This is a genomic window from Streptomyces sp. NPDC088725 (genome assembly GCF_044751305.1).
Taxonomy (GTDB): domain Bacteria; phylum Actinomycetota; class Actinomycetes; order Streptomycetales; family Streptomycetaceae; genus Streptomyces.
Genome location: NZ_JBIVLO010000003.1, coordinates 511783 through 530674, shown reverse-complemented (window position 1 = coordinate 530674; position 18892 = coordinate 511783). Strand labels below are relative to the sequence as shown.

The window sequence follows — 18892 nt, the reverse complement described above, 5'->3', positions numbered from 1 at the left end:
GGACATGTCGTTCCCCTGTCTGACGGTGACGGCAGCGCTGCCCGCGGTCGGGGCGATCGCCACGGCGGCCGTCCCCGCCGCCCGGCGCACCGCCGCCAAGTGGCTGGCGCTGCTCTTCTCGCTCGCCACGCTCGCGCTCGCCGTCGTCGTACTGATCCGCTTCACACCCGGCGGCAGCCGCTACCAGCTCACCGAATCCCACGCCTGGATCAAGGACTTCGGCGTCAGGTACGAGCTGGGCGTGGACGGCATCGGGGTGGTGCTGCTCGCGCTGACCGCGCTGCTGATCCCGTTCGTGATCCTGGCGGGCTGGCACGACGCCGACCCGCTGGAGGACACGAGCCCCAACCGCCGCTGGCGGCCCACGCAGGGCTTCTTCGCGCTGATCCTGGCGGTCGAGGCGATGGTGATCCTCTCCTTCGAGGCCACCGACGTCTTCCTCTTCTACATCCTCTTCGAAGCCATGCTCATCCCGATGTACTTCCTCATCGGCGGCTTCGGCGACCGCGCGCACAGCGGCGGGGACGAGGCGGCGGCCACCCAGCGCTCGTACGCGGCGGTCAAGTTCCTCCTCTACAACCTGGTCGGCGGCCTGATCATGCTGGCCGCGGTCATCGGGCTCTACGTGGTCGCGGGGACGTTCTCGCTCGCCGACATCGCCGCGGCCCGGGCCGACGGCACGCTGACCATGGCGACGAGCACCGAGCGGTGGCTCTTCCTCGGCTTCTTCTTCGCCTTCGCGGTGAAGGCGCCGCTGTGGCCGCTGCACACCTGGCTGCCCAACGCGATGGGCGAGGCGACGGCGCCCGTCGCCGTCCTGATCACCGCGGTGGTCGACAAGGTCGGCACGTTCGCGATGCTGCGCTTCTGCCTCCAGCTCTTCCCGGGGGCGTCCAAGTGGGCGACACCGGTGATCCTGGTGCTCGCGCTGATCAGCATCGTCTACGGCGCGCTGCTCGCGGTCGGCCAGCGGGACATCAAGCGCCTGATCGCGTACGCCTCGATCTCGCACTTCGGCTTCATCATCCTGGGCATCTTCGCGATGACCAGCCAGGGCCAGTCGGGCGCCACGCTCTACATGGTCAACCACGGCATCTCGACGGCCGCGCTGATGCTGGTGGCCGGCTTCCTGATCTCGCGGCGCGGCTCGCGGCTCATCGCGGACTACGGCGGCGTGCAGAAGGTCGCGCCGGTGCTCGCGGGCACGTTCCTGGTCGGCGGTCTCGCGACGCTCTCACTGCCGGGGCTCTCGCCGTTCGTCAGTGAATTCCTGGTCCTGGTCGGCACGTTCAGCAGGTATCCGGTGGCCGGCATCATCGCCACCGTCGGCATCGTGCTGGCCGCGCTGTACGTCCTCGTGCTCTACCAGCGCACGATGACAGGGCCGGTGAAGGCCTCGGTGCAGGGCATGTCGGACCTGAAGGTCCGTGAACTGGCCGTCGTGGCACCGCTGATCGCGCTGCTGCTCTTCCTGGGTGTCTACCCGAAGCCGCTGACCGACATCGTCAACCCGGCCGTGAAGCAGACCATGTCCGACGTCCAGAAGACCGATCCCAAGCCCGAAGTGGAGGCCGCTCCGTGAGTGCGACAGCTGTCCACAGCCTGTGGACAACGGCGGCGGCCGGCACGATCGACAAGATCCCGGCCCCGACCATCGAGTACGCGCAATTGTCCCCCACGCTGATCGTGCTGGGAGCGGCCCTGGTGGGCGTCCTGGTCGAGGCGTTCGCCCCGCGCAGGAGCCGCTACCACGCGCAGCTGTTCCTCTCCGTGGTGGCGCTGGCCGCCGCCTTCGCGGCAGTTGTCGTGCTCGCCAACGGCCACTACGGCACGACGAAGGCGCACATCGCGGCGATGGGCGCGGTCGCCGTCGACGGGCCCGCGCTGTTCCTCCAGGGCACGATCCTGCTGGCATCGATCGTCGCGGTGTTCACCTTCGCCGAGCGCCGTCTCGACCCCGAGGCGCACGGCAACCGTGTCGACTCCTTCGCCGCCCAGGGTGCTTCCGTACCGGGCAGTGACAGCGAGAAGGCGGCGGTCAAGGCCGGGTTCACCACGACCGAGGTGTTCCCGCTGGCCCTGTTCGCCGTCGCGGGCATGCTGGTCTTCCCGTCGGCCAACGACCTGCTGACGCTGTTCGTCGCGCTGGAAGTCTTCTCGCTCCCGCTCTACCTCCTGTGCGCCCTCGCCCGCCGCAAGCGGCTGATGTCGCAGGAGGCCGCGGTGAAGTACTTCCTGCTCGGCGCCTTCTCCTCGGCGTTCCTGCTCTTCGGGATCGCCCTGGTCTACGGCTACGCGGGCTCCGTCTCGTACGCCAGGATCGCCGCGGTCGTCGACGGCAGCGTCCAGAACATCGACCCGGCGCTCGCCGGCACGATGGGGAACGACGCGCTGCTGATCATCGGCGGCTCGATGATCCTGATGGGCCTGCTGTTCAAGGTCGGCGCCGTCCCGTTCCACATGTGGACCCCGGACGTCTACCAGGGCGCGCCCACCCCGGTCACCGGCTTCATGGCGGCGGCCACGAAGGTCGCGGCCTTCGGCGCGCTGCTGCGGCTGCTGTACGTGGTCGTGCCCGGACTGAGCTGGGACTGGCGGCCGGTGATGTGGGGGATCGCCATCGTCACGATGCTGGGCGGCGCGATCGTCGCCATCACCCAGACCGACATCAAGCGCCTCCTGGCGTACTCCTCGATCGCGCACGCGGGCTTCATTCTCGCCGGTGTGATCGCGGCGTCGCCGCAGGGCATCTCGTCCGTCCTCTTCTACCTGGCGGCGTACTCCTTCGTGACGATCGGCGCGTTCGCGGTCGTCACCCTGGTCCGCGACGCGGGCGGCGAGGCGACGCACCTGTCGAAGTGGGCGGGCCTGGGCCGGCGTTCGCCCCTGGTGGCCGCCGTCTTCGGGGTCTTCCTGCTCGCGTTCGCGGGCATCCCGCTGACGTCGGGCTTCTCCGGGAAGTTCGCGGTCTTCAAGGCGGCGGCGGACGGCGGCGCGGGAGCGCTGGTGGTGGTCGGTGTGATCTCGTCGGCGATCGCGGCGTTCTTCTACATCCGGGTGATCGTGCTGATGTTCTTCAGCGAACCGAAGGCGGACGGCCCGACGGTCGCGGTGGCCTCACCACTGACGATGACCACGATCGCGGTGGGTGTGGCGGTCACGCTGGTGCTGGGCGTGTTCCCGCAGTACTTCCTGAACCTGGCGGGCCAGGCGGGAATCTTCGTGCGGTAGCGGTAGCGGTAGCGGTAGCCGTAGCCGTAGTCGGCTACGTCTCGGGTACGCCTCGGGGCCCGACACCTCACGGAGGTCGTCGGGCCCCGAGCCGTGTCCGGCTACGGCAGGATCCCCGGTGTCACCCGGCCGGTCACCTCGCCCAGGCCCACCCGGGTGCCGTCCGGGCCCGGGGCCCAGGCGGTGAGGGTGACCTCGTCGCCGTCCTCCAGGAACGTGCGCTTGCCGGTGGGCAGTTCGAGGGGCTGCGTGCCGTTCCAGGTCAGTTCGAGGAGCGAGCCGTACTCCTCGCGGGCGGGACCGCTGACCGTCCCGGAGGCGAAGAGGTCGCCGGTGCGCAGCGACGCGCCGTTCACCGTCATATGGGCCAGCTGCTGGGCGGCCGTCCAGTACATGGAGGAGAACGGCGGCTCGGAGATCAGCTGTCCGTTGAGGCTCACGGAGATCCGGAGGTCGAAGCCGCCCGGCTCCTCCTCGGCCGTGTCGTCCAGATACGGCAGCAGATCCTCGGTGCGGGCCGGCGGAGCGGTACGGGCCGCGTCCAGGGCCTCCAGGGGGGTGACCCACGCGGAGACGGACGTCGCGAAGGACTTGCCGAGGAACGGGCCCAGCGGTACGTATTCCCACGCCTGGATGTCACGCGCCGACCAGTCGTTGAGGAGGCTGAGCCCGAACACGTGATCGCGGAACGAGCCGAGCCCGACCGGCACGCCCTGGGTGGACGGCGTGCCGACGACGAAGCCGACCTCCGCCTCGATGTCGAGCTTCACGGAAGGACCGAAGACCGGCGCGGGATCCGCCGGGGCCTTGCGCTGACCGGACGGGCGCACCACATCCGTACCCGAGACGACGACCGTGCCCGCCCTGCCGTGGTAACCGATCGGCAGGTGCTTCCAGTTGGGCGTCAGCGGGTCACCGTCCGGGCGGAAGACCCGGCCGACGTTCGTGGCGTGGTGCTCGCTCGCGTAGAAGTCGACGTAATCCGCCACCTCGTACGGCAGGTGCAGCGTGACCGAGTCGAGCGGGTGCAGCAGCGGCTCTATGTCGGCGCGGTGGGCCGGGACCGTGACCCACGCCGTGAGCGCCCTGCGGACATCGCGCCAGGCCGTACGCCCGGCCGCCATCAGCGGGTTGAGGCTCGGCCGCGCGAGCAGCGTCGCGTACGGGGACCCCAGGGCCCGCGCCGCCGCTCCCGCGTCGAGCACCTGGTCGCCGATGCGCACACCCAGCCTGCGGCGCTCGGGCTCGCCGGCGGTGGAGAAGACGCCGTACGGGAGGTTGTGCGGGCCGAAGGGATCGCCGTCGGCCGGTTCGAGCGGACTGCTCTGCTCGGGCATGGGTGCTGCCTCGCTTTCCGGTTCGGTGGACGACACGTTACGTCGGTGTTGCCCCGTCACGGCAGTGGCGAAAAGCGTGTAATGACCGGAAAGTGGTGGGGTGTGGTGGCGGATCGCGAGATCGTACCGGCGGTAGCCCCAGTCAAAGCCTCCTCGGCACCCCGCGGAAGCCGCCCGCGAGCCTCACCGGAGCCCGGATCGGGGCCGCATGACGGTATCTCAGCCCACCCGGCGCGGGATCCGTTTCTCCCTGGTCCGGTGGAAGACGACCTGGCCGCCGCCCCGGGCAGATCACCTCGGCGGGGGCGAGGAAGCCGTCGGCGTCACAGCCGGTCTCCGAGCGCGTCCCGGCTGGCACGTGCCGACCAGCGCGTCCCGGCCGGCGCGTCCCGGCTCAGCTCCGGCCGGTGCGGCCGTACCGGCCGTGCGCGCGCCTCGGTACGCGGAGCGACGTCCGGCCGTCCGGTGCCCTGCGCCACGTCTCTGACCGCCGGCCGCTCAGGACGCGGTGCGTCGAGCGTGACCGGGGGCATGGCGCCGAGCGGTTCCGGTCCGTTCGGTACCGGTGCGGCGGGTGGGGCATGCCGACCACCTCGGGTACCGGCATGAGGCGCGGCGGGACGGGGTACTACGAGCCTCCGTACCAAGCGTGCGCGGCGCGTGCGGCCCCCGGAGCAGCACACGACGATCACGGCCACACCGACGACCACCGCGAGGGGCGCCGCCTGCCTCGACGCCGTTTTCGGACGCGAGAACTGCCCCCGCCCGCATGACTGATCACGAACATACCCGCGGAGCCGGGAAGGCGCCCATGGTGATCGAAAGGGGACCGGATACGCTGACTTGAGTGAGGACAACGACACATCGACAATCCGTGTGAGCGTCAGCAGACAGGAGTACCCCCTCGTGACCGTCGTCGGGCCGTTCGGGCTGAGCGTGCGGGACCAGGCTCTTGAAGCCGATGTCCAGACCGGACTGTCGGCAGTGGAGGCGGGCCTGCTCGACGCCACCAAGAGCGAGGTGCCCTTCATTACGGAGGCCGCCCAGCATCTGGTGCGGGCGGGCGGCAAACGTTTCCGCCCGCTGCTCGTGATGCTCGCGGCCCAATTCGGCGACCCGTACGCGCCCGGCATCGTCCCGGCCGCCGTGGTGGTCGAGCTGACGCATCTCGCGACGCTCTACCACGACGACGTGATGGACGAGGCCGACGTACGCCGTGGAGTGGACAGCGCCAATACCCGCTGGGGCAACTCGGTAGCCGTCCTCACCGGCGACTTCCTCTTCGCCCGCGCCTCGCACATCCTGGCCGACCTCGGCCCCGAGGCCGTCCGTATCCAGGCGGAGGCCTTCGAGCGGCTGGTCACGGGCCAGATCCTGGAGACGGCGGGACCGCGCGACGGACGCGACCCGGTCAGCCACTACCTCGACGTGATCGGCGGCAAGACCGGCTCGCTGATCGCCGTGTCGGGCCGCTTCGGCGCGTTGATGTCCGGCGCCGACGAGTCCGTGGTCGACATCCTCACCCAGTACGGTGAACGGCTCGGCGTCGCCTTCCAGCTCGCCGACGACGTCCTCGACATCGCCAGCGACTCCCACGAGTCGGGCAAGACACCGGGCACGGACCTGCGCGAGGGTATCCCCACGCTGCCGATACTGCTGCTGCGCGCCCGGGCGGCGGAGCACGGCCACGCGGACGACCTGGCCCTGGTCGAGCTGCTGGACGGCGATCTGGCCGACGACGCGCGCCTCGCGGAGGCGCTGCGCCGGCTGCGCGTGCACCCGGCCCTGGAACAGGCGCGCCGGGACACCATCCGGTACGCGGAAGAGGCGCGGGCCGCGCTCACACCGCTGCCCGAGGGCTATGCGAAGTCCGCGCTGATCGAGCTGTGCGACGCGGTGGTCCACCGGGCGGGTTAGGCCCTGTCCGGTGCCGCATGCCCGGTCCTGTCCTGAGTCCGTCCCAGGCCCTGTCCGTCGCGTCCTGCCTGCGGCTTCCTCAGGGTCCAGGGGCGCCCTGAGGCTGACGTCCCACGCCCGCAGGTCATCCCACAGGCGTACGAAAAATTGATCCCGGGGTCTGACGCTTACGGCCGCGCGATCCGGTGAGATGAACAACAACGCTTCTGGCCAACACAGTTGGCAACGAATGGCAACGGCGGCCGGGAGCGGAGGAGTGCGAAGGACGGAAAGCCGCCGATCACGGAGGTAGGGCACCAACATGGCACCGAACGACAGCGCAAAGACCACTGAGGACCACACGGCTCCCGGCGCACACCGCCGGAGGAGGATGGTGCGGTACGTGGTTCCGGTCGCGGTCGGGGGGCTGGCCGCGGCGACCATCGGACTCGTACCGGCTCTGGCATCACCCGGTGACCCGGATCTGCCGAAAATCAGCGCGCAGAAACTCATCGAGAAGATCGCCGCGTCCGACACGGAGCAGCTGTCCGGCTCCGTGAAGATCACCACGGATCTGGGTCTGCCCTCGCTGGGCGCCCTCGGTGGCGCGGCAGGCGGCAGTGACAGCTCCGCGGATCCGACCGCGAAGCTGATGGAGCTGAGCTCCGGCACGCACACCCTGCGGGTCGCGGCCGACGGCCCCGACAAGCAGCGGGTCTCGATCAAGGAGAAGGCATCGGAGTACAGCCTGATCCACAATGCCGAGCAGGTCTGGGCGTACGACAGCGCGAGCAACGAGGCCATCCACACCACCTCGCCGAAGGCGGCGGAAGGCGCGGAGAAGGGCCATGGGCAGGCTCCGAAGGAGATGCCCGCCACGCCTCGTGACTTCGCCGACCAGGCGCTGAAGGCGGCGCAGGGCACGAGTTCCGTGACCGTGGACGGTACGGAGCGGATTGCCGGCCGGGACGCGTACAAGCTGGTCATCAAGCCCAAGCAGACCGGTACGACGGTCGGCTCGGTCACAGTGGCGGTCGACGGGAAGACCGGCACGCCGCTCAAGTTCACGCTCGCGCCGAGCGGTGGCGGCAAGGCCGTGGTGGACGTCGGCTTCACCGACGTCGACTTCGCCAAGCCCGCCGCGTCCACGTTCACCTTCACCCCGCCCAAGGGCGCGAAGGTGACGCAGGGCGATGACCACAAGGCGCAGGAGAAGCAGAGCCCGAAGGGCCTCGACGGCGCGGAGGGGAAGAACAGCCTCAAGGACGTCAAGGTCATCGGCACGGGCTGGACCTCGATCGCCGAGCTGCGAGGCACGGAGTCCGGGTCGAAGGCGGACGGAAAGTCCGGCGCCGACACGGGTAAGGGCCAGCAGTTCCTGGACGCCCTGGGCACGAAGGTGACCGGCAAGTTCGGCTCCGGCACGGTCTTCCACACCCGTCTCATCAACGCTCTGATGACGGAGGACGGCTCGGTCTACGCCGGCGCGGTCACGAAGGACGCACTGGTCGACGCCGCCAACCAGGCGAAGTAACCACCCCGGCCGATCCCCCTCGGCCGAGGCCCCGGCCGCCCGCCCCGTCGCACGTTCTGTGCGGCGGGGCGGAGTGCTGAGCGGACGCGGTCCGTGCCGAACCCGCCGCAGTGCCGACAGCCGGGGACAGTCCGGCCGGCGAACCGGTCGCAGACCTACGGTCCGACTGCGGCTTGCACAAATCGCCGAAGGTGCGCCCGGACGGCATCGGGCTGCTCCAGCCAGGGTTCGTGACCCGCGCCGCCGATCCGCGTCAGCGGAAGAGCGAGCCGGAGCGCGAGTGATTCAAGTGCCGACAGAGGGCGGGGATCGTCGCACCCACCGAGGAGTTCCGCTCGCGCGGGCAGGCACGCGCGCAGTTCGGCAATGTGATCATCGAGCGGGTCGGCGTGTCTTTCCGTGCCGAGCCCGCCGTTCATGGCCCAGTTGACCGGGCGCCGCTGCCGCGCGCCTCGGGCCGTCCAGCGCAACCGCGCTTCGTCGGTCATCGATGCGAGGCCGTGCGTCTCCCTCAAGGTCACCGCGGAGAACCTACCGGTCCTCGCTGAGGCTCCGCCAAAGGCTGAGGGAAAAGCTGAGGAGACGTCGGTCCGGATTCCGAAGAACGAGGAAACGCAATGGTGAGGGAGCGCCACGTCTTCGGCGTGCCCCGCCGCCCGGTCAAGGCCGCGAAACAGGTCAGAAAGAGACACGGTAGAACACCGATGAAACTCTCGGAAGCAGAAGCGCACCGCCGACTGCGTGCCGCGCGCGTCCTGCGACTCGCGACCGCTGACGCCCAGGGCATCCCACACCAGGTACCGGCCACCTTCGCGGTGCACGGCGGCACGCTGGCCATCGCCGTGGACCACAAGCCGAAGGGGCGTCAGAACCTCCGCCGCCTGCGCAACATCGAGGCCAACAGCCGTGTATGCGCGCTGGTGGACGAGTACGCCGACGACTGGACGCAGCTCTGGTGGGTACGCGCGGACGGCACCGCCCGCATCCTGGCGGGCCCCGGGCAGGAGCCCTGGCTCGACCGCCTCGCGGCGAAGTACCCCCAGTATGCGGCGGACCGGCCGCAGGGCCCGGTCATCGAGATCACGCTGACACGGGTCACGGGCTGGGCGTACGCGGACGGCACGACAAACCCCGCCGCCCCGGACTGAACGGGTGGCGGGGCTCGGTGGCGGTGGTTGCGGGCTACGCGTCGGTGGTTTTGACGTGCGTCAGGAAGCCGGTCCAGGCGCCGGGGGCGAGCAGGAGGGCCGGGCCGTGGGGGTCCTTGCTGTCGCGGACGGGTACGGCACCGGCGAAGCTGTCTGCGATCTCGACGCAAGGCTGGCCGGTGTAGCCGGTGACCCTTCCGATCAGTAGTGGCCCGACGTTATTCGTGCTTGCTCAGCGAGCACGAACATAACCACGTTGGCTGCCCGACTGATCATCTGTCCGCAGGGTCAAGCACCGGGACGGTTGGAGTCCACATCCGCGCGTCCGAAATGCCGGTGACGTGTGCTGGCTCGGAGCCCGCAGCCGGGCAGTCGCTCTTGCCGTCGAGCGTGAGCTTGATGCCGAGTCCGTCCTGCGCCAATCGGGGGAAGCCCTCTGTGTGGCAACGTGTCGTTCGGTGGAACCCGTGGGCCGCTCGTCATGCTGAACGGTATTTGGCTGTGTACGCGAGCAGGGGCGAATCCATGGACTCATCACTCGGCATCAGCAGGCGTGCGCTCCTGGCCTCGGCTCCCGCCCTGGCCGGAGGCGTGCTGCTCGCCCCGCGAGCGTCGGCGGCGCCCGCGCCGTTTCGCCAGCCTCCGCTGCTTCGCTCCGCGAACGGTGTCCTGTCAGCCACGTTGCGGGTCGCGTTCACCCGTGGCGTGCTTCCCGGAGTCGGCAACGTCAATCTTCGGCTCTACAACGGGCACGTCAACGGGCCGACGCTGCGCCTGCGTCCGGGCGATGTGCTCGACCTCGAGCACGTCAACAATCTGCCGCCCAACCCTGATCAGAATGCTCACGGCGACCACAACATTCCGCATAAATTCAATTCGGTCAATCTGCACACCCATGGACTGCACGTGTCACCGGCCGGGAACGCGGACAACGTCTTCCGTGAATTCGCCCCCTACGATCCTGCCAACGGCCTGACCACCAGGAGCTACCGCAGCCGGATCGAGATTCCCTCCGACCACCAGGGCGGGACGTTCTGGTACCACCCGCATGTGCACGGATCGGCCGCCGTGCAACTGTCCAGCGGCCTGCTGGGCGCACTGATCGTGGAAGGCGCGATCGACCGGGTTCCGCAGATCGCGGCCGCGAGCGACGTCGTGATGTGTGTCGGTGAGCTCAAACTCTCCAACGGGCAGGTACCCGAGCTGCGAGCCGAGGACGACCTGAGCGCGGTCAGGTCGACGTTCGTCGTGAACGGGAACTACCAGCCCGTGATCAGGCTGCGCGTCGGCGAGGTGCAGCGCTGGCGTCTGGTCAACGCGTCCGCGTTCACCGTCCTGCCGATCGAGGTGGAGGGACACACCCTGCACCAGATCGCCACGGACGGCGTCGCCTTCACCCGGACCGTTGAGCGTGACCGGGTCACCCTGTCGATGGGCAACCGCGCCGACGTCATGATCAAGGCGCAACGGCCGGGCAGCTACCGCATCATGGCGGGCGGCACTCTGCTGGCGACCATGACCGTGCAGTCCGGCCCCGGGGTACGGATGGACCTGCCCACCGATCTGCCGGGTCCCGCCCCGTTCATCGACCCGCTCGAAGTGACCCGTCATCGTTCCCTGACCTTCCACAGCGACACGGACGCCTTCCCCGGCCGGCCCTTCACCCACGCGTTCCGCATCACGGGTGACGGAGCGACGCCGGCCACCCGTGACCCGGCCGATCCGTCGGACCCGACCTACGGCCGGTTCGACCCGGCGTTCGTCAACCACACCCTCCGGCTCGGCGAGACAGAGGAATGGACCCTCCGCAACGACTCGGCCGACCACGCCAACCATCCATTTCACCTGCACACCAACCATTTCCTGGTCACCGCAGTCGACGGCCGCCCCCTCGACACCCCGGTCTGGCAGGACACCATCGGCATCAACAAGGCGGGGTCGGTGACCATGCGTGTCCGCTTCAAGGACTTCGCCGGTCGGGCCCTCGTCCATTGCCATCAGCTCCAGCATGAGGACCGGGGCATGATGCAACTCATCGAATACGTCGCATGATCCGTCCGGCCACCCGCGCCGGTGGCCGCGGTGCTTCACGTGCTCGTCTACCCGTCCGGACCGGACCTGTCCAGCTCGCATCCTCGCTTCCTCACTGCCCGTATCCGCGAGCGTCGCCGTTCGATCGGCAGCCGGTGACTGCCGGTTGAGCGCCGGCCGGCAGGCCCTGCTCGCCCTGGCTCACCTGCGTAACGGGGCATCCCTACGCGCAGCTCGCCGCCGGGTTTGGCACCGGTACGACCACGGCCTACCGATACATCGCCGAAGCCGTCGACCTTCTGGCCGCCCCTGGTACCCACGCTCGACCAAACCGTGCGCGAAGCGTCGAGGAAGGCATTCGTGCTGGTCGACACAAGAAGCACGGCATCAACGTCCAGGTCCTGGCCGACCCGGCCGGACGTCTCGTGTGGGCCTCACCCGCCGTGCCCGGAGCCATCCATGACATCCGCGCCGCACGGGAACACGGCATCCTCGACGCCCTTACCTCAGCAGACATCGACTGCTGGGCAGAGCCGTTGGATGTCCGTGCGGCCCCGGCACCGCGTACGAGCGGTGCCAAGTGCGCGCCGTCGCCGTCCTGCATCGGCAGCGTCTCAGAGGCTTGAACCCTCCGCATTCGCAGCTGTCGCTACCGCCCGGCTCGTCCCCGTGATGTTGGATGAGCCGGGGCTGTCGGCGCGTACGCACCGGGAATTGGAAGGGATCCGGTACGCGATTCGCCTCGCCGAGGCGTGAAGGGGCCGACGTGGCTGACGACCTGTCCGCGGTGGCGCACTTTCTGTACGCGGCGGGCGCGCTCAAGCAGGCCCGGCGGACGGGTTGGTGGATGGCCGGGGTACATGATCCGGAGAGCGTTGCCGAGCACGCGTGGCGCACCTCGCTCATCGCGTCGATCATCGCGAAGCTGGAAGGCGCCGATCCGGCTCGGGCCGCGTTCCTGGCCGTCTGGCACGACTCCCAGGAGTCCCGCACGGGGGACGTGAACCACCTCGGCAAGAAGTACGCGTCCGGCGCCGATCCGCAGGAGGTCACCGCGGACCAGACCGCCGGTATGCCCGAGCCGCCGGCGGAGACGGTGCGGTATCTCGTGGCCGAGTACGAGGAGGAGGAGAGTCCCGAGGCCATCTGCGCCCGGGACGCGGACAAGCTCGAATGCCTGCTCCAGGGCATCGAGTGCAAGGCACAGGGCTGCGAGAACGCCCAGCGGTGGATCGACACCAGCCGTGGCCGGCTGGTCACCGGCTCCGCCGTACGCCTGGCGGACGAACTCCTCGCTCAGGGATCACTCGACTTGTTGCGCGCGGCCCTCGGCGAGAAGTGCGCCTGATCGCGCTCGTCCGGGAGCGCGCCGAGGGCCGGGTGGACGACGAGCGGCCACCCGGCCCTGGATGCGTGGACCGCGCTACGAGGTGGGCGGGGTCAGCACGTTGTTGATGATGTAGACCTTGCCGTTGGCCGCGTTGATGTTGCCGCAGATGATCTTCGCGGTCTTGTTGACCGTGAACGACGTGCCGGAGCCCGACGTGGAGATGCTGGCGCCCTCCAGCGTGGTGAAGGTGCCGTGGGGGAGCTGGGACGGGGCGATCTTCTCGTCGACCACGTGGTAGCTCAGGAGCTTCTTCAGCGCTGCCCTGTTCCTGAGCAGAGAGGCCGCTTTCGCCTTGCCCAGCTTGTGGAAGGCCGCGTTGGTCGGCGCGAAGAGAGTGGTGTCCTTCGCGTGGTTGAGCATGCCCGTCAGGCCGGCCCTCGTGACCGCGCCCACCAGGATGGACAGGTGCGGATCGTGGGCTGCCGCGCTCGCCAGTGGTTCCGCGGCCAGGTTGGTGCCGCCTCCCGGGAGCGAGGAGCATCCGGGGCCGAAGGGCGTCGACGCGCTCGGCGACGTCGAGGAGGACGTCGAAGGCGATGTCGAGGGGGACGGCGAGGAGCTGCTGCTGGTGGTGGACGGGCTGGGGCTCGGCGACTGGCCGAACGCCTGGGGCGCCAGGAACCCCAGCGACAGGGGCAGGGCGAGCGCGGTTGTGGCGGCCACGACGGTGGTGCGGAGATGGCTGAGCTTCATGCCGTTTTCCTCTTCCTGAGTCCTGAGAAGGGAGGGGGAGGGGACACGGTTCGGGATCCGGGGATCCGGGATCCGGGGATGCGACGATGCGGCGATCCACGGGTCTCTGCGGTCTCTGTGGTCTCGGCGGTCTTGGCGGGACGGCCCACTCGGCCGCCCCTCGTCGCTCGGGGTTGCCATCCCAGTGAAACCGCAGTCGCGCCGCTCGGCATCCCGAGCCCGACAGGACAAGGGCTCCGGCCGCCTCCGTGGCCGTGTCAGGCCCGCTTCCGCCGTCGTGTCCGGTCCCGCTTGAGCTTCCGTATCCGCCCCCGCTTGCGCCTCCCGGCGGGACATGCTCAGGGCACGCTCCAGGGCCTCCGGAGCGTGCCTCCGCTCAGGACGCCGGTTCCTTATGGTCCGCATGGTCCGCGGCGGGCGACGGACGCTGCGCCACCGGCGTCGAGGCCTCCGCTCGCGCGGGCACCAACAGCTGGAGCGCCGCCGCCTCCGTCCTCGTGCGCCGGGCCGTCCGCAGCGCGTCCCAGGTCAGGAGCGCCAGCGCCACCCAGACGAGCGCGAAGCCCGCCCAGCGCTCCGCCGGCATTTCCTCGTGGAAGTACACGACTCCCAGGGCCAGTTGGAAGATCGGCGCCAGGTACTGGAGCAGCCCCAGCATGGCCATCGGCACCCGGATCGCCGCCGCGCCGAAGCAGATCAGCGGTACGGCGGTGACCACACCGGCGGAGGCGAGCATCGCCGCGTGTCCCGCGCCGTGCGACGCGAACGTCGAGGAACCGGTCGCGCCCAGCCACAGCAGATACCCGAGCGCGGGCACGAAGAGAATGACGGTCTCCGCGGCCAGCGACTCCAGGCCGCCGATGTTGACCTTCTTCTTGATCAGCCCGTACGTCCCGAACGAGAAGGCCAGCACGAGCGCGATCCAGGGCAGTTGGCCGTACCCGATCGCGAGCACCAGCACGGCCGTGAAGCCGACGCCGACCGCCACCCACTGCGTCGGCCGCAGCCGTTCCTTCAGCAGCACGACGCCCATGATGATCGTCACCAGCGGGTTGCTGAAGTAGCCCAGCGACGCCTCGACCACATGTCCGGCGTTGATCGCCCAGATGTAGACGCCCCAGTTGACGGTGATCACCATGGCGGCGGCGGAGAGCAGTGCCAGCTTGCGGGGCTGGCGTAGCAGCTCCCGTATCCAGCCCCAGCGGCGCAGCGCCAGCAGCGCGATGCCGACGAAGGCCAGTGACCAGACCATGCGGTGGGCGAGCATCTCCATCGCCCCCGCCGGCTGGAGCAGCGGCCAGTACAGGGGGACCAGGCCCCACATGCCGTATGCGCTGATCCCGTACAGCAAACCTGTCCGCTGTTCGCCGTCCGCCTTCATTGGTCCTCCCACCCCGAGCTCCACCCTTGGGATGAAGGTAGCGCCGCGCGGGGCCGTATGTCATGTCCGTATCGGGATACGGTCATGACATGTCCGGGGCGGCCAAGATGGGCCGGGCAGGCCTACGGCGGAGGCCCGGACCTCCTCGTGGAGATCCGGGCCTCGGTGAAGCAGGCGGGCGTCAGCCGGAAGAAAGGCTGCGCGTCAGCCAGAGGACCGCGTCAGCCGACGACGGTCCAGGTGTCGTTCCCGGCGAGCATCGCGCCGAGATCGCCCTTGCCCCGCTGCTGGACGGCCGCGTCGAGCTGGTCCGACATCAGGGTGTCGTAGACCGGCCGTTCCGTGCTGCGGAAGACCCCGATCGGCGTGTGGTGGAGCGTGTCGGGGTCGGCGAGCCGGGAGAGGGCGAACGCGTTGGTCGGGCTGCTCGCGTGCGCGTCGTGGACGAGGATCCGTGACTCGTTCTCCGGCGTCACCGCGACGACTTCGAGGTCACCGGTGGCGTTGTCGCGCACCACGCCCTTCGGCGCGTCCTCTGTGCCGAAGCGGATCGGCTGACCGTGTTCCAGGCGGATCACGGCTTCCTGCGCCTGCTCGCGGTCCTTGAGGACCTCGAACGCGCCGTCGTTGAAGATGTTGCAGTTCTGGTAGATCTCGACGAGCGCGGTGCCGGGGTGGTCGGCGGCCTGGCGCAGGACCTCGGTGAGGTGCTTGCGGTCGGAGTCGACCGTACGGGCCACGAACGACGCCTCGGCGCCGATCGCCAGCGACACCGGGTTGAACGGGGAGTCCAGCGATCCCATCGGCGTCGACTTCGTGATCTTCCCGACCTCGGAGGTGGGGGAGTACTGGCCCTTGGTCAGACCGTAGATCCGGTTGTTGAACAGCAGGATCTTCAGATTGACGTTGCGGCGCAGCGCGTGGATGAGGTGGTTGCCGCCGATGGACAGCGCGTCACCGTCGCCGGTGACGACCCAGACGGACAGGTCACGGCGCGAGGTGGCCAGGCCGGTGGCGATGGCCGGGGCGCGGCCGTGGATGGAGTGCATCCCGTACGTGTTCATGTAGTACGGGAAGCGGGAGGAGCAGCCGATGCCGGAGACGAAGACGATGTTCTCTTTGGCCAGGCCCAGTTCGGGCATGAAGCCCTGGACGGCGGCGAGGACGGCGTAGTCGCCGCAGCCGGGGCACCAGCGGACTTCCTGGTCGGACTTGAAGTCCTTCATGGACTGCTTGGCCTCGGCCTTGGGGACCAGCGTCAGCAGCTCGTTCGTGTCAGGCATCGATGGTCTCCTTGAGCGCCGTGGCGAGCTGCTCGGCCTTGAACGGCATGCCGTTGACCTGGTTGTAGGAGTGGGCGTCGACCAGGTACTTCGCCCGGATCATGGTGGCGAGCTGGCCGAGGTTCATCTCGGGGACGACGACCTTGTCGTAACGCGCCAGGACCTCCCCGAGGTTGCGGGGGAAGGGGTTGAGGTGGCGCAGGTGGGCCTGGGCGATGGAGAGGCTGTCCTTGCGGAGCCGGCGCACGGCGGCGGTGATCGGCCCGTACGTCGATCCCCAGCCGAGCACCAGGGTCGTGGCCCGTCCCGTGGGGTCGTCGACGTCGAGGTCCGGGACGTCGACGTTGTCGACCTTGGCCTGGCGGGTGCGGACCATGAAGTCGTGGTTGGCGGGGTCGTACGAGATGTTGCCGGTGCCGTCCTGCTTCTCGATGCCGCCGATGCGGTGTTCGAGGCCGGGGGTGCCGGGGACGGCCCACGGCCGCGCCAGGGTCTCCGGGTCGCGCTTGTACGGCCAGAACACGTCGGTGCCGTCGGCCAGTTGGTGATTGGGGCCGGTCGCGAACCGTACGCGCAGGTCGGGCAGTTCCTCGGTGTCCGGGATCCGCCAGGGCTCGGAGCCGTTGGCGAGGTATCCGTCGGAGAGCAGGAAGACCGGCGTGCGGTACGTCACGGCGATACGGGCGGCCTCGATCGCGGCGTCGAAGCAGTCGGCCGGAGTGCGCGGCGCGACGACGGGGACCGGGGCCTCACCGTTGCGGCCGTACATCGCCTGGAGCAGGTCGGCCTGCTCGGTCTTGGTCGGCAGACCGGTCGAGGGGCCGCCGCGCTGGATGGCGACGATCAGCAGCGGCAGCTCCAGCGAGACCGCGAGGCCGATGGTCTCCGACTTGAGCGCGACGCCGGGGCCCGAGGTGGTGGTGACGGCCAGCGAACCACCGAAGGCCGCGCCGAGCGCCGCGCCGATGGCGGCGATCTCGTCCTCGGCCTGGAAGGTCCTGACGCCGAAGTTCTTGTGCTTGGACAGCTCGTGCAGGATGTCCGAGGCCGGGGTGATCGGGTACGAGCCCAGGTACAGCGGCAGCTCCGCCTGCTGGGACGCGGCGACCAGCCCGTACGACAGGGCGAGGTTCCCGGAGATGTTCCGGTAGGTCCCGGCGGGGAAGGCGGACGTGGCGGGTTCGACCTCGTAGGAGACGGCGAAGTCCTCGGTCGTCTCGCCGAAGTTCCAGCCGGCGCGGAACGCGGCGACGTTGGCCTCCGCGATCTCCGGCTTCTTGGCGAACTTCGCCCGCAGGAACTTCTCCGTGCCCTCGGTCGGCCGGTGGTACATCCACGACAGCAGCCCGAGCGCGAACATGTTCTTGCTGCGCTCGGCCTCCTTGCGGGAGAGCCCGAAGTCCTTCAGCGCCTCGATGGTGAGGGTGGTCAGCGGCACCGGGTGCACCTGGTAGCCGTCGAGCGAACCGTCCTCCAGCGGGGAGGTGTCGTAGCCGACCTTGGCCATCGGGCGCTTGGTGAACTCGTCGGTGTTGACGATGATCTCCGCGCCGCGCGGGACGTCACCGATGTTCGCCTTCAGCGCGGCGGGGTTCATCGCGACGAGCACGTTGGGGGCGTCGCCCGGGGTCAGGATGTCGTGGTCGGCGAAGTGCAGCTGGAACGAGGAGACACCCGGCAGGGTCCCGGCGGGCGCCCGGATCTCGGCGGGGAAGTTCGGCAGGGTCGACAGGTCGTTCCCGAAGGACGCCGTCTCCGACGTGAACCGGTCGCCCGTCAGCTGCATACCGTCACCGGAGTCACCCGCGAAACGGATGATCACCCGGTCGAGACGCCGGACTTCCTTCTCGCCCGCGCTCTCGGGTACGCCCGCACTCTCGGGTCCGACGGCCGCTGCCGCCTCCGGGGCTTCCTGTCCGGACAACAGATGGGCGCGCTGTTCACCGACAATGGATTCAACGGACTCACTGGCACCGTTGGCTTCGTCGGCTGGGCTACTGACCTGGCTGGTCACTGAACTGGACCTCCTTCGAGGTGACGGCTCGGAACCGGCCGGCCGCCCGGCAGTCCCGAAGCCACCCTACGACGGTAAGGGTCGCCTTTCCCTAGACTTGTCGTCGATCAAGCATCGTTTCAGGGCGGCCAGGTGTCGTCATTTGATGCGTTTTGGTCCTAATTTGTGCGGCCTGGAACGTCGCGCGAGTCTCATACTTTGGGTCCAGGCCCGGCCGACGGCGTCCCGGCCGGCCGTGGGTCCGCGAGGCCTTTCAGTTCCTGAGGCAGGTCAGTTCCTGAGGTACGTCAGTACGGCCAGCACCCGGCGGTGGTCCCCGACGCTGGGGGCGAGGCCCAGCTTCAGAAATATGTTGCTCACGTGCTTCTCCACCGCACCGTCGCTCACCACCAGCTGCTTCGCGACCGCCGAGTTCGTCCGGCCCTCGGCCATCAGGCCCAGGACCTCCCGCTCGCGCGGCGTCAGCCCCGCCAGGACGTCCTGCTTACGGCTGCGGCCCAGCAACTGGGCGACCACCTCGGGGTCCAGCGCCGTCCCGCCACCGGCCACCCGCACCACGGCGTCCACGAACTCCCGGACATCGGCGACCCGGTCCTTGAGCAGATAGCCCACGCCCCGGGTGGACCCGGCCAGCAGCTCGGTGGCGTACTGCTCCTCGACGTACTGCGAGAGCACCAGGACACCGACCTGGGGGTACTCCTTGCGCAGCCGCACGGCCGCGCGCACGCCTTCGTCCGTGTGGGTCGGCGGCATCCGTACGTCCGCGACCACCACGTCGGGAAGCGCCTGCTCGTCGGCCAGCTCGCCGATTGTCTTGATCAAGGCGTCCGCGTCGCCCACACCGGCGACGACATCGTGCCCGAGGTCGGTCAGCAACCGGGTCAGGCCCTCGCGGAGCAGCACCGAATCCTCGGCTATGACCACCCGTACTCTGTCCACCACGACCCCGTAGCC

Annotated in this window: 15 protein-coding genes and 1 pseudogene; 8 read left to right on the top strand and 8 right to left on the bottom strand. The window is 69.4% G+C overall.

All coding sequences use genetic code 11. The features are described from left to right. Positions 1 to 4: 4 nt before the first annotated feature. Both ACIP6N_RS09495 and nuoN read left to right on the top strand, forming a co-directional pair. Entirely contained in the window at positions 5 to 1582 is a 1578-nt protein-coding gene (locus ACIP6N_RS09495; RefSeq protein WP_401814162.1) for an NADH-quinone oxidoreductase subunit M, read from the top strand. Then, positions 1579 to 3231, top strand: coding sequence for an NADH-quinone oxidoreductase subunit NuoN (gene nuoN / locus ACIP6N_RS09490; protein WP_401814161.1), 1653 nt, complete (start codon positions 1579 to 1581; stop codon positions 3229 to 3231). Before ACIP6N_RS09495 ends, nuoN begins: the two co-directional genes overlap by 4 nt. Before the next feature lie 101 nt (positions 3232 to 3332). On the opposite strand, the gene fahA is transcribed toward nuoN, so the two are convergent. Continuing rightward, positions 3333 to 4568, bottom strand: coding sequence for a fumarylacetoacetase (gene fahA / locus ACIP6N_RS09485; protein WP_401814425.1), 1236 nt, complete (start codon positions 4566 to 4568; stop codon positions 3333 to 3335). A 906-nt stretch (positions 4569 to 5474) separates the two neighbouring features. Here fahA and ACIP6N_RS09480 point away from each other — a divergent pair. Together ACIP6N_RS09480 and ACIP6N_RS09475 are read left to right on the top strand one after the other, a co-directional pair. After that, positions 5475 to 6485: a polyprenyl synthetase family protein gene (locus tag ACIP6N_RS09480; RefSeq protein WP_401814424.1), complete on the top strand. Its 1011-nt coding sequence runs from the start codon at positions 5475 to 5477 to the stop codon at positions 6483 to 6485. Positions 6486 to 6786: 301 nt separating this feature from the next. Next, a complete protein-coding gene (locus ACIP6N_RS09475; RefSeq protein WP_401814160.1) occupies positions 6787 to 7998 on the top strand; it encodes an outer membrane lipoprotein carrier protein LolA in 1212 nt (403 codons plus the stop codon). 155 nt (positions 7999 to 8153) lie between these two features. Here the strand turns inward: ACIP6N_RS09475 and ACIP6N_RS09470 are convergent, their stop codons facing one another. Continuing rightward, on the bottom strand, positions 8154 to 8486 hold the full coding sequence (locus ACIP6N_RS09470; protein ID WP_401814159.1) for a hypothetical protein: 333 nt from the start codon (positions 8484 to 8486) through the stop codon (positions 8154 to 8156). Between the two features lie 216 nt (positions 8487 to 8702). On the opposite strand from ACIP6N_RS09470, the gene ACIP6N_RS09465 reads away from it, so the two are divergent. Continuing rightward, positions 8703 to 9146: a TIGR03668 family PPOX class F420-dependent oxidoreductase gene (locus ACIP6N_RS09465; protein WP_401814157.1), complete on the top strand. Its 444-nt coding sequence runs from the start codon at positions 8703 to 8705 to the stop codon at positions 9144 to 9146. 34 nt (positions 9147 to 9180) lie between these two features. Here the strand turns inward: ACIP6N_RS09465 and ACIP6N_RS09460 are convergent, their stop codons facing one another. Next, positions 9181 to 9348, bottom strand: a complete 168-nt coding sequence (locus ACIP6N_RS09460; RefSeq protein WP_401814423.1) for a DUF397 domain-containing protein — start codon at positions 9346 to 9348, stop codon at positions 9181 to 9183. A 323-nt stretch (positions 9349 to 9671) separates the two neighbouring features. Between ACIP6N_RS09460 and ACIP6N_RS09455 the strand changes: the two genes are divergently transcribed. The 3 genes and pseudogenes from ACIP6N_RS09455 to ACIP6N_RS09445 all read left to right on the top strand — a co-directional run bounded on the left by ACIP6N_RS09455 (position 9672) and on the right by ACIP6N_RS09445 (position 12525). Further along, positions 9672 to 11198 (top strand): multicopper oxidase family protein, encoded by a 1527-nt coding sequence (locus ACIP6N_RS09455; RefSeq protein WP_401814155.1) that lies wholly within the window; start codon positions 9672 to 9674, stop codon positions 11196 to 11198. Between the two features lie 39 nt (positions 11199 to 11237). After that, positions 11238 to 11710, top strand: a pseudogene (locus tag ACIP6N_RS09450) (transposase family protein); the annotation flags it as partial. Positions 11711 to 11943: 233 nt separating this feature from the next. Then, complete coding sequence (locus ACIP6N_RS09445) at positions 11944 to 12525, top strand: HD family hydrolase (RefSeq protein WP_401814153.1); 582 nt, start codon at positions 11944 to 11946, stop codon at positions 12523 to 12525. 75 nt (positions 12526 to 12600) lie between these two features. Here ACIP6N_RS09445 and ACIP6N_RS09440 read toward each other — a convergent pair whose 3' ends face one another. The 5 genes from ACIP6N_RS09440 to ACIP6N_RS09420 all read right to left on the bottom strand — a co-directional run bounded on the left by ACIP6N_RS09440 (position 12601) and on the right by ACIP6N_RS09420 (position 18880). Continuing rightward, positions 12601 to 13260 (bottom strand): fasciclin domain-containing protein, encoded by a 660-nt coding sequence (locus ACIP6N_RS09440; RefSeq protein ID WP_401814152.1) that lies wholly within the window; start codon positions 13258 to 13260, stop codon positions 12601 to 12603. Positions 13261 to 13636: 376 nt separating this feature from the next. Then, positions 13637 to 14641 carry an EamA family transporter RarD gene (gene rarD / locus ACIP6N_RS09435; RefSeq protein WP_401814422.1) on the bottom strand — a complete coding sequence of 335 codons (1005 nt, stop codon included), beginning with the start codon at positions 14639 to 14641 and terminating at the stop codon, positions 13637 to 13639. 221 nt (positions 14642 to 14862) lie between these two features. After that, a complete protein-coding gene (locus ACIP6N_RS09430; RefSeq protein ID WP_401814151.1) occupies positions 14863 to 15924 on the bottom strand; it encodes a 2-oxoacid:ferredoxin oxidoreductase subunit beta in 1062 nt (353 codons plus the stop codon). After that, positions 15917 to 17938, bottom strand: a complete 2022-nt coding sequence (locus ACIP6N_RS09425) for a 2-oxoacid:acceptor oxidoreductase subunit alpha (RefSeq protein ID WP_401814149.1) — start codon at positions 17936 to 17938, stop codon at positions 15917 to 15919. Before ACIP6N_RS09425 ends, ACIP6N_RS09430 begins: the two co-directional genes overlap by 8 nt. A 270-nt stretch (positions 17939 to 18208) precedes the next feature. After that, entirely contained in the window at positions 18209 to 18880 is a 672-nt protein-coding gene (locus ACIP6N_RS09420; RefSeq protein ID WP_401814420.1) for a response regulator, read from the bottom strand. Positions 18881 to 18892: the final 12 nt, after the last annotated feature.

Coding starts and splice junctions, on each gene's coding strand:
- ACIP6N_RS09495 (WP_401814162.1), top strand. CDS start 5: ATGTCGTTCCCCTGTCTGACGGTGACGGCAGCGCTGCCCGCGGTCGGG.
- fahA (WP_401814425.1), bottom strand. CDS start 4,568: ATGCCCGAGCAGAGCAGTCCGCTCGAACCGGCCGACGGCGATCCCTTC.
- ACIP6N_RS09475 (WP_401814160.1), top strand. CDS start 6,787: ATGGCACCGAACGACAGCGCAAAGACCACTGAGGACCACACGGCTCCC.
- ACIP6N_RS09470 (WP_401814159.1), bottom strand. CDS start 8,486: ATGACCGACGAAGCGCGGTTGCGCTGGACGGCCCGAGGCGCGCGGCAG.
- ACIP6N_RS09465 (WP_401814157.1), top strand. CDS start 8,703: ATGAAACTCTCGGAAGCAGAAGCGCACCGCCGACTGCGTGCCGCGCGC.
- ACIP6N_RS09455 (WP_401814155.1), top strand. CDS start 9,672: ATGGACTCATCACTCGGCATCAGCAGGCGTGCGCTCCTGGCCTCGGCT.
- ACIP6N_RS09440 (WP_401814152.1), bottom strand. CDS start 13,260: ATGAAGCTCAGCCATCTCCGCACCACCGTCGTGGCCGCCACAACCGCG.
- rarD (WP_401814422.1), bottom strand. CDS start 14,641: ATGAAGGCGGACGGCGAACAGCGGACAGGTTTGCTGTACGGGATCAGC.
- ACIP6N_RS09430 (WP_401814151.1), bottom strand. CDS start 15,924: ATGCCTGACACGAACGAGCTGCTGACGCTGGTCCCCAAGGCCGAGGCC.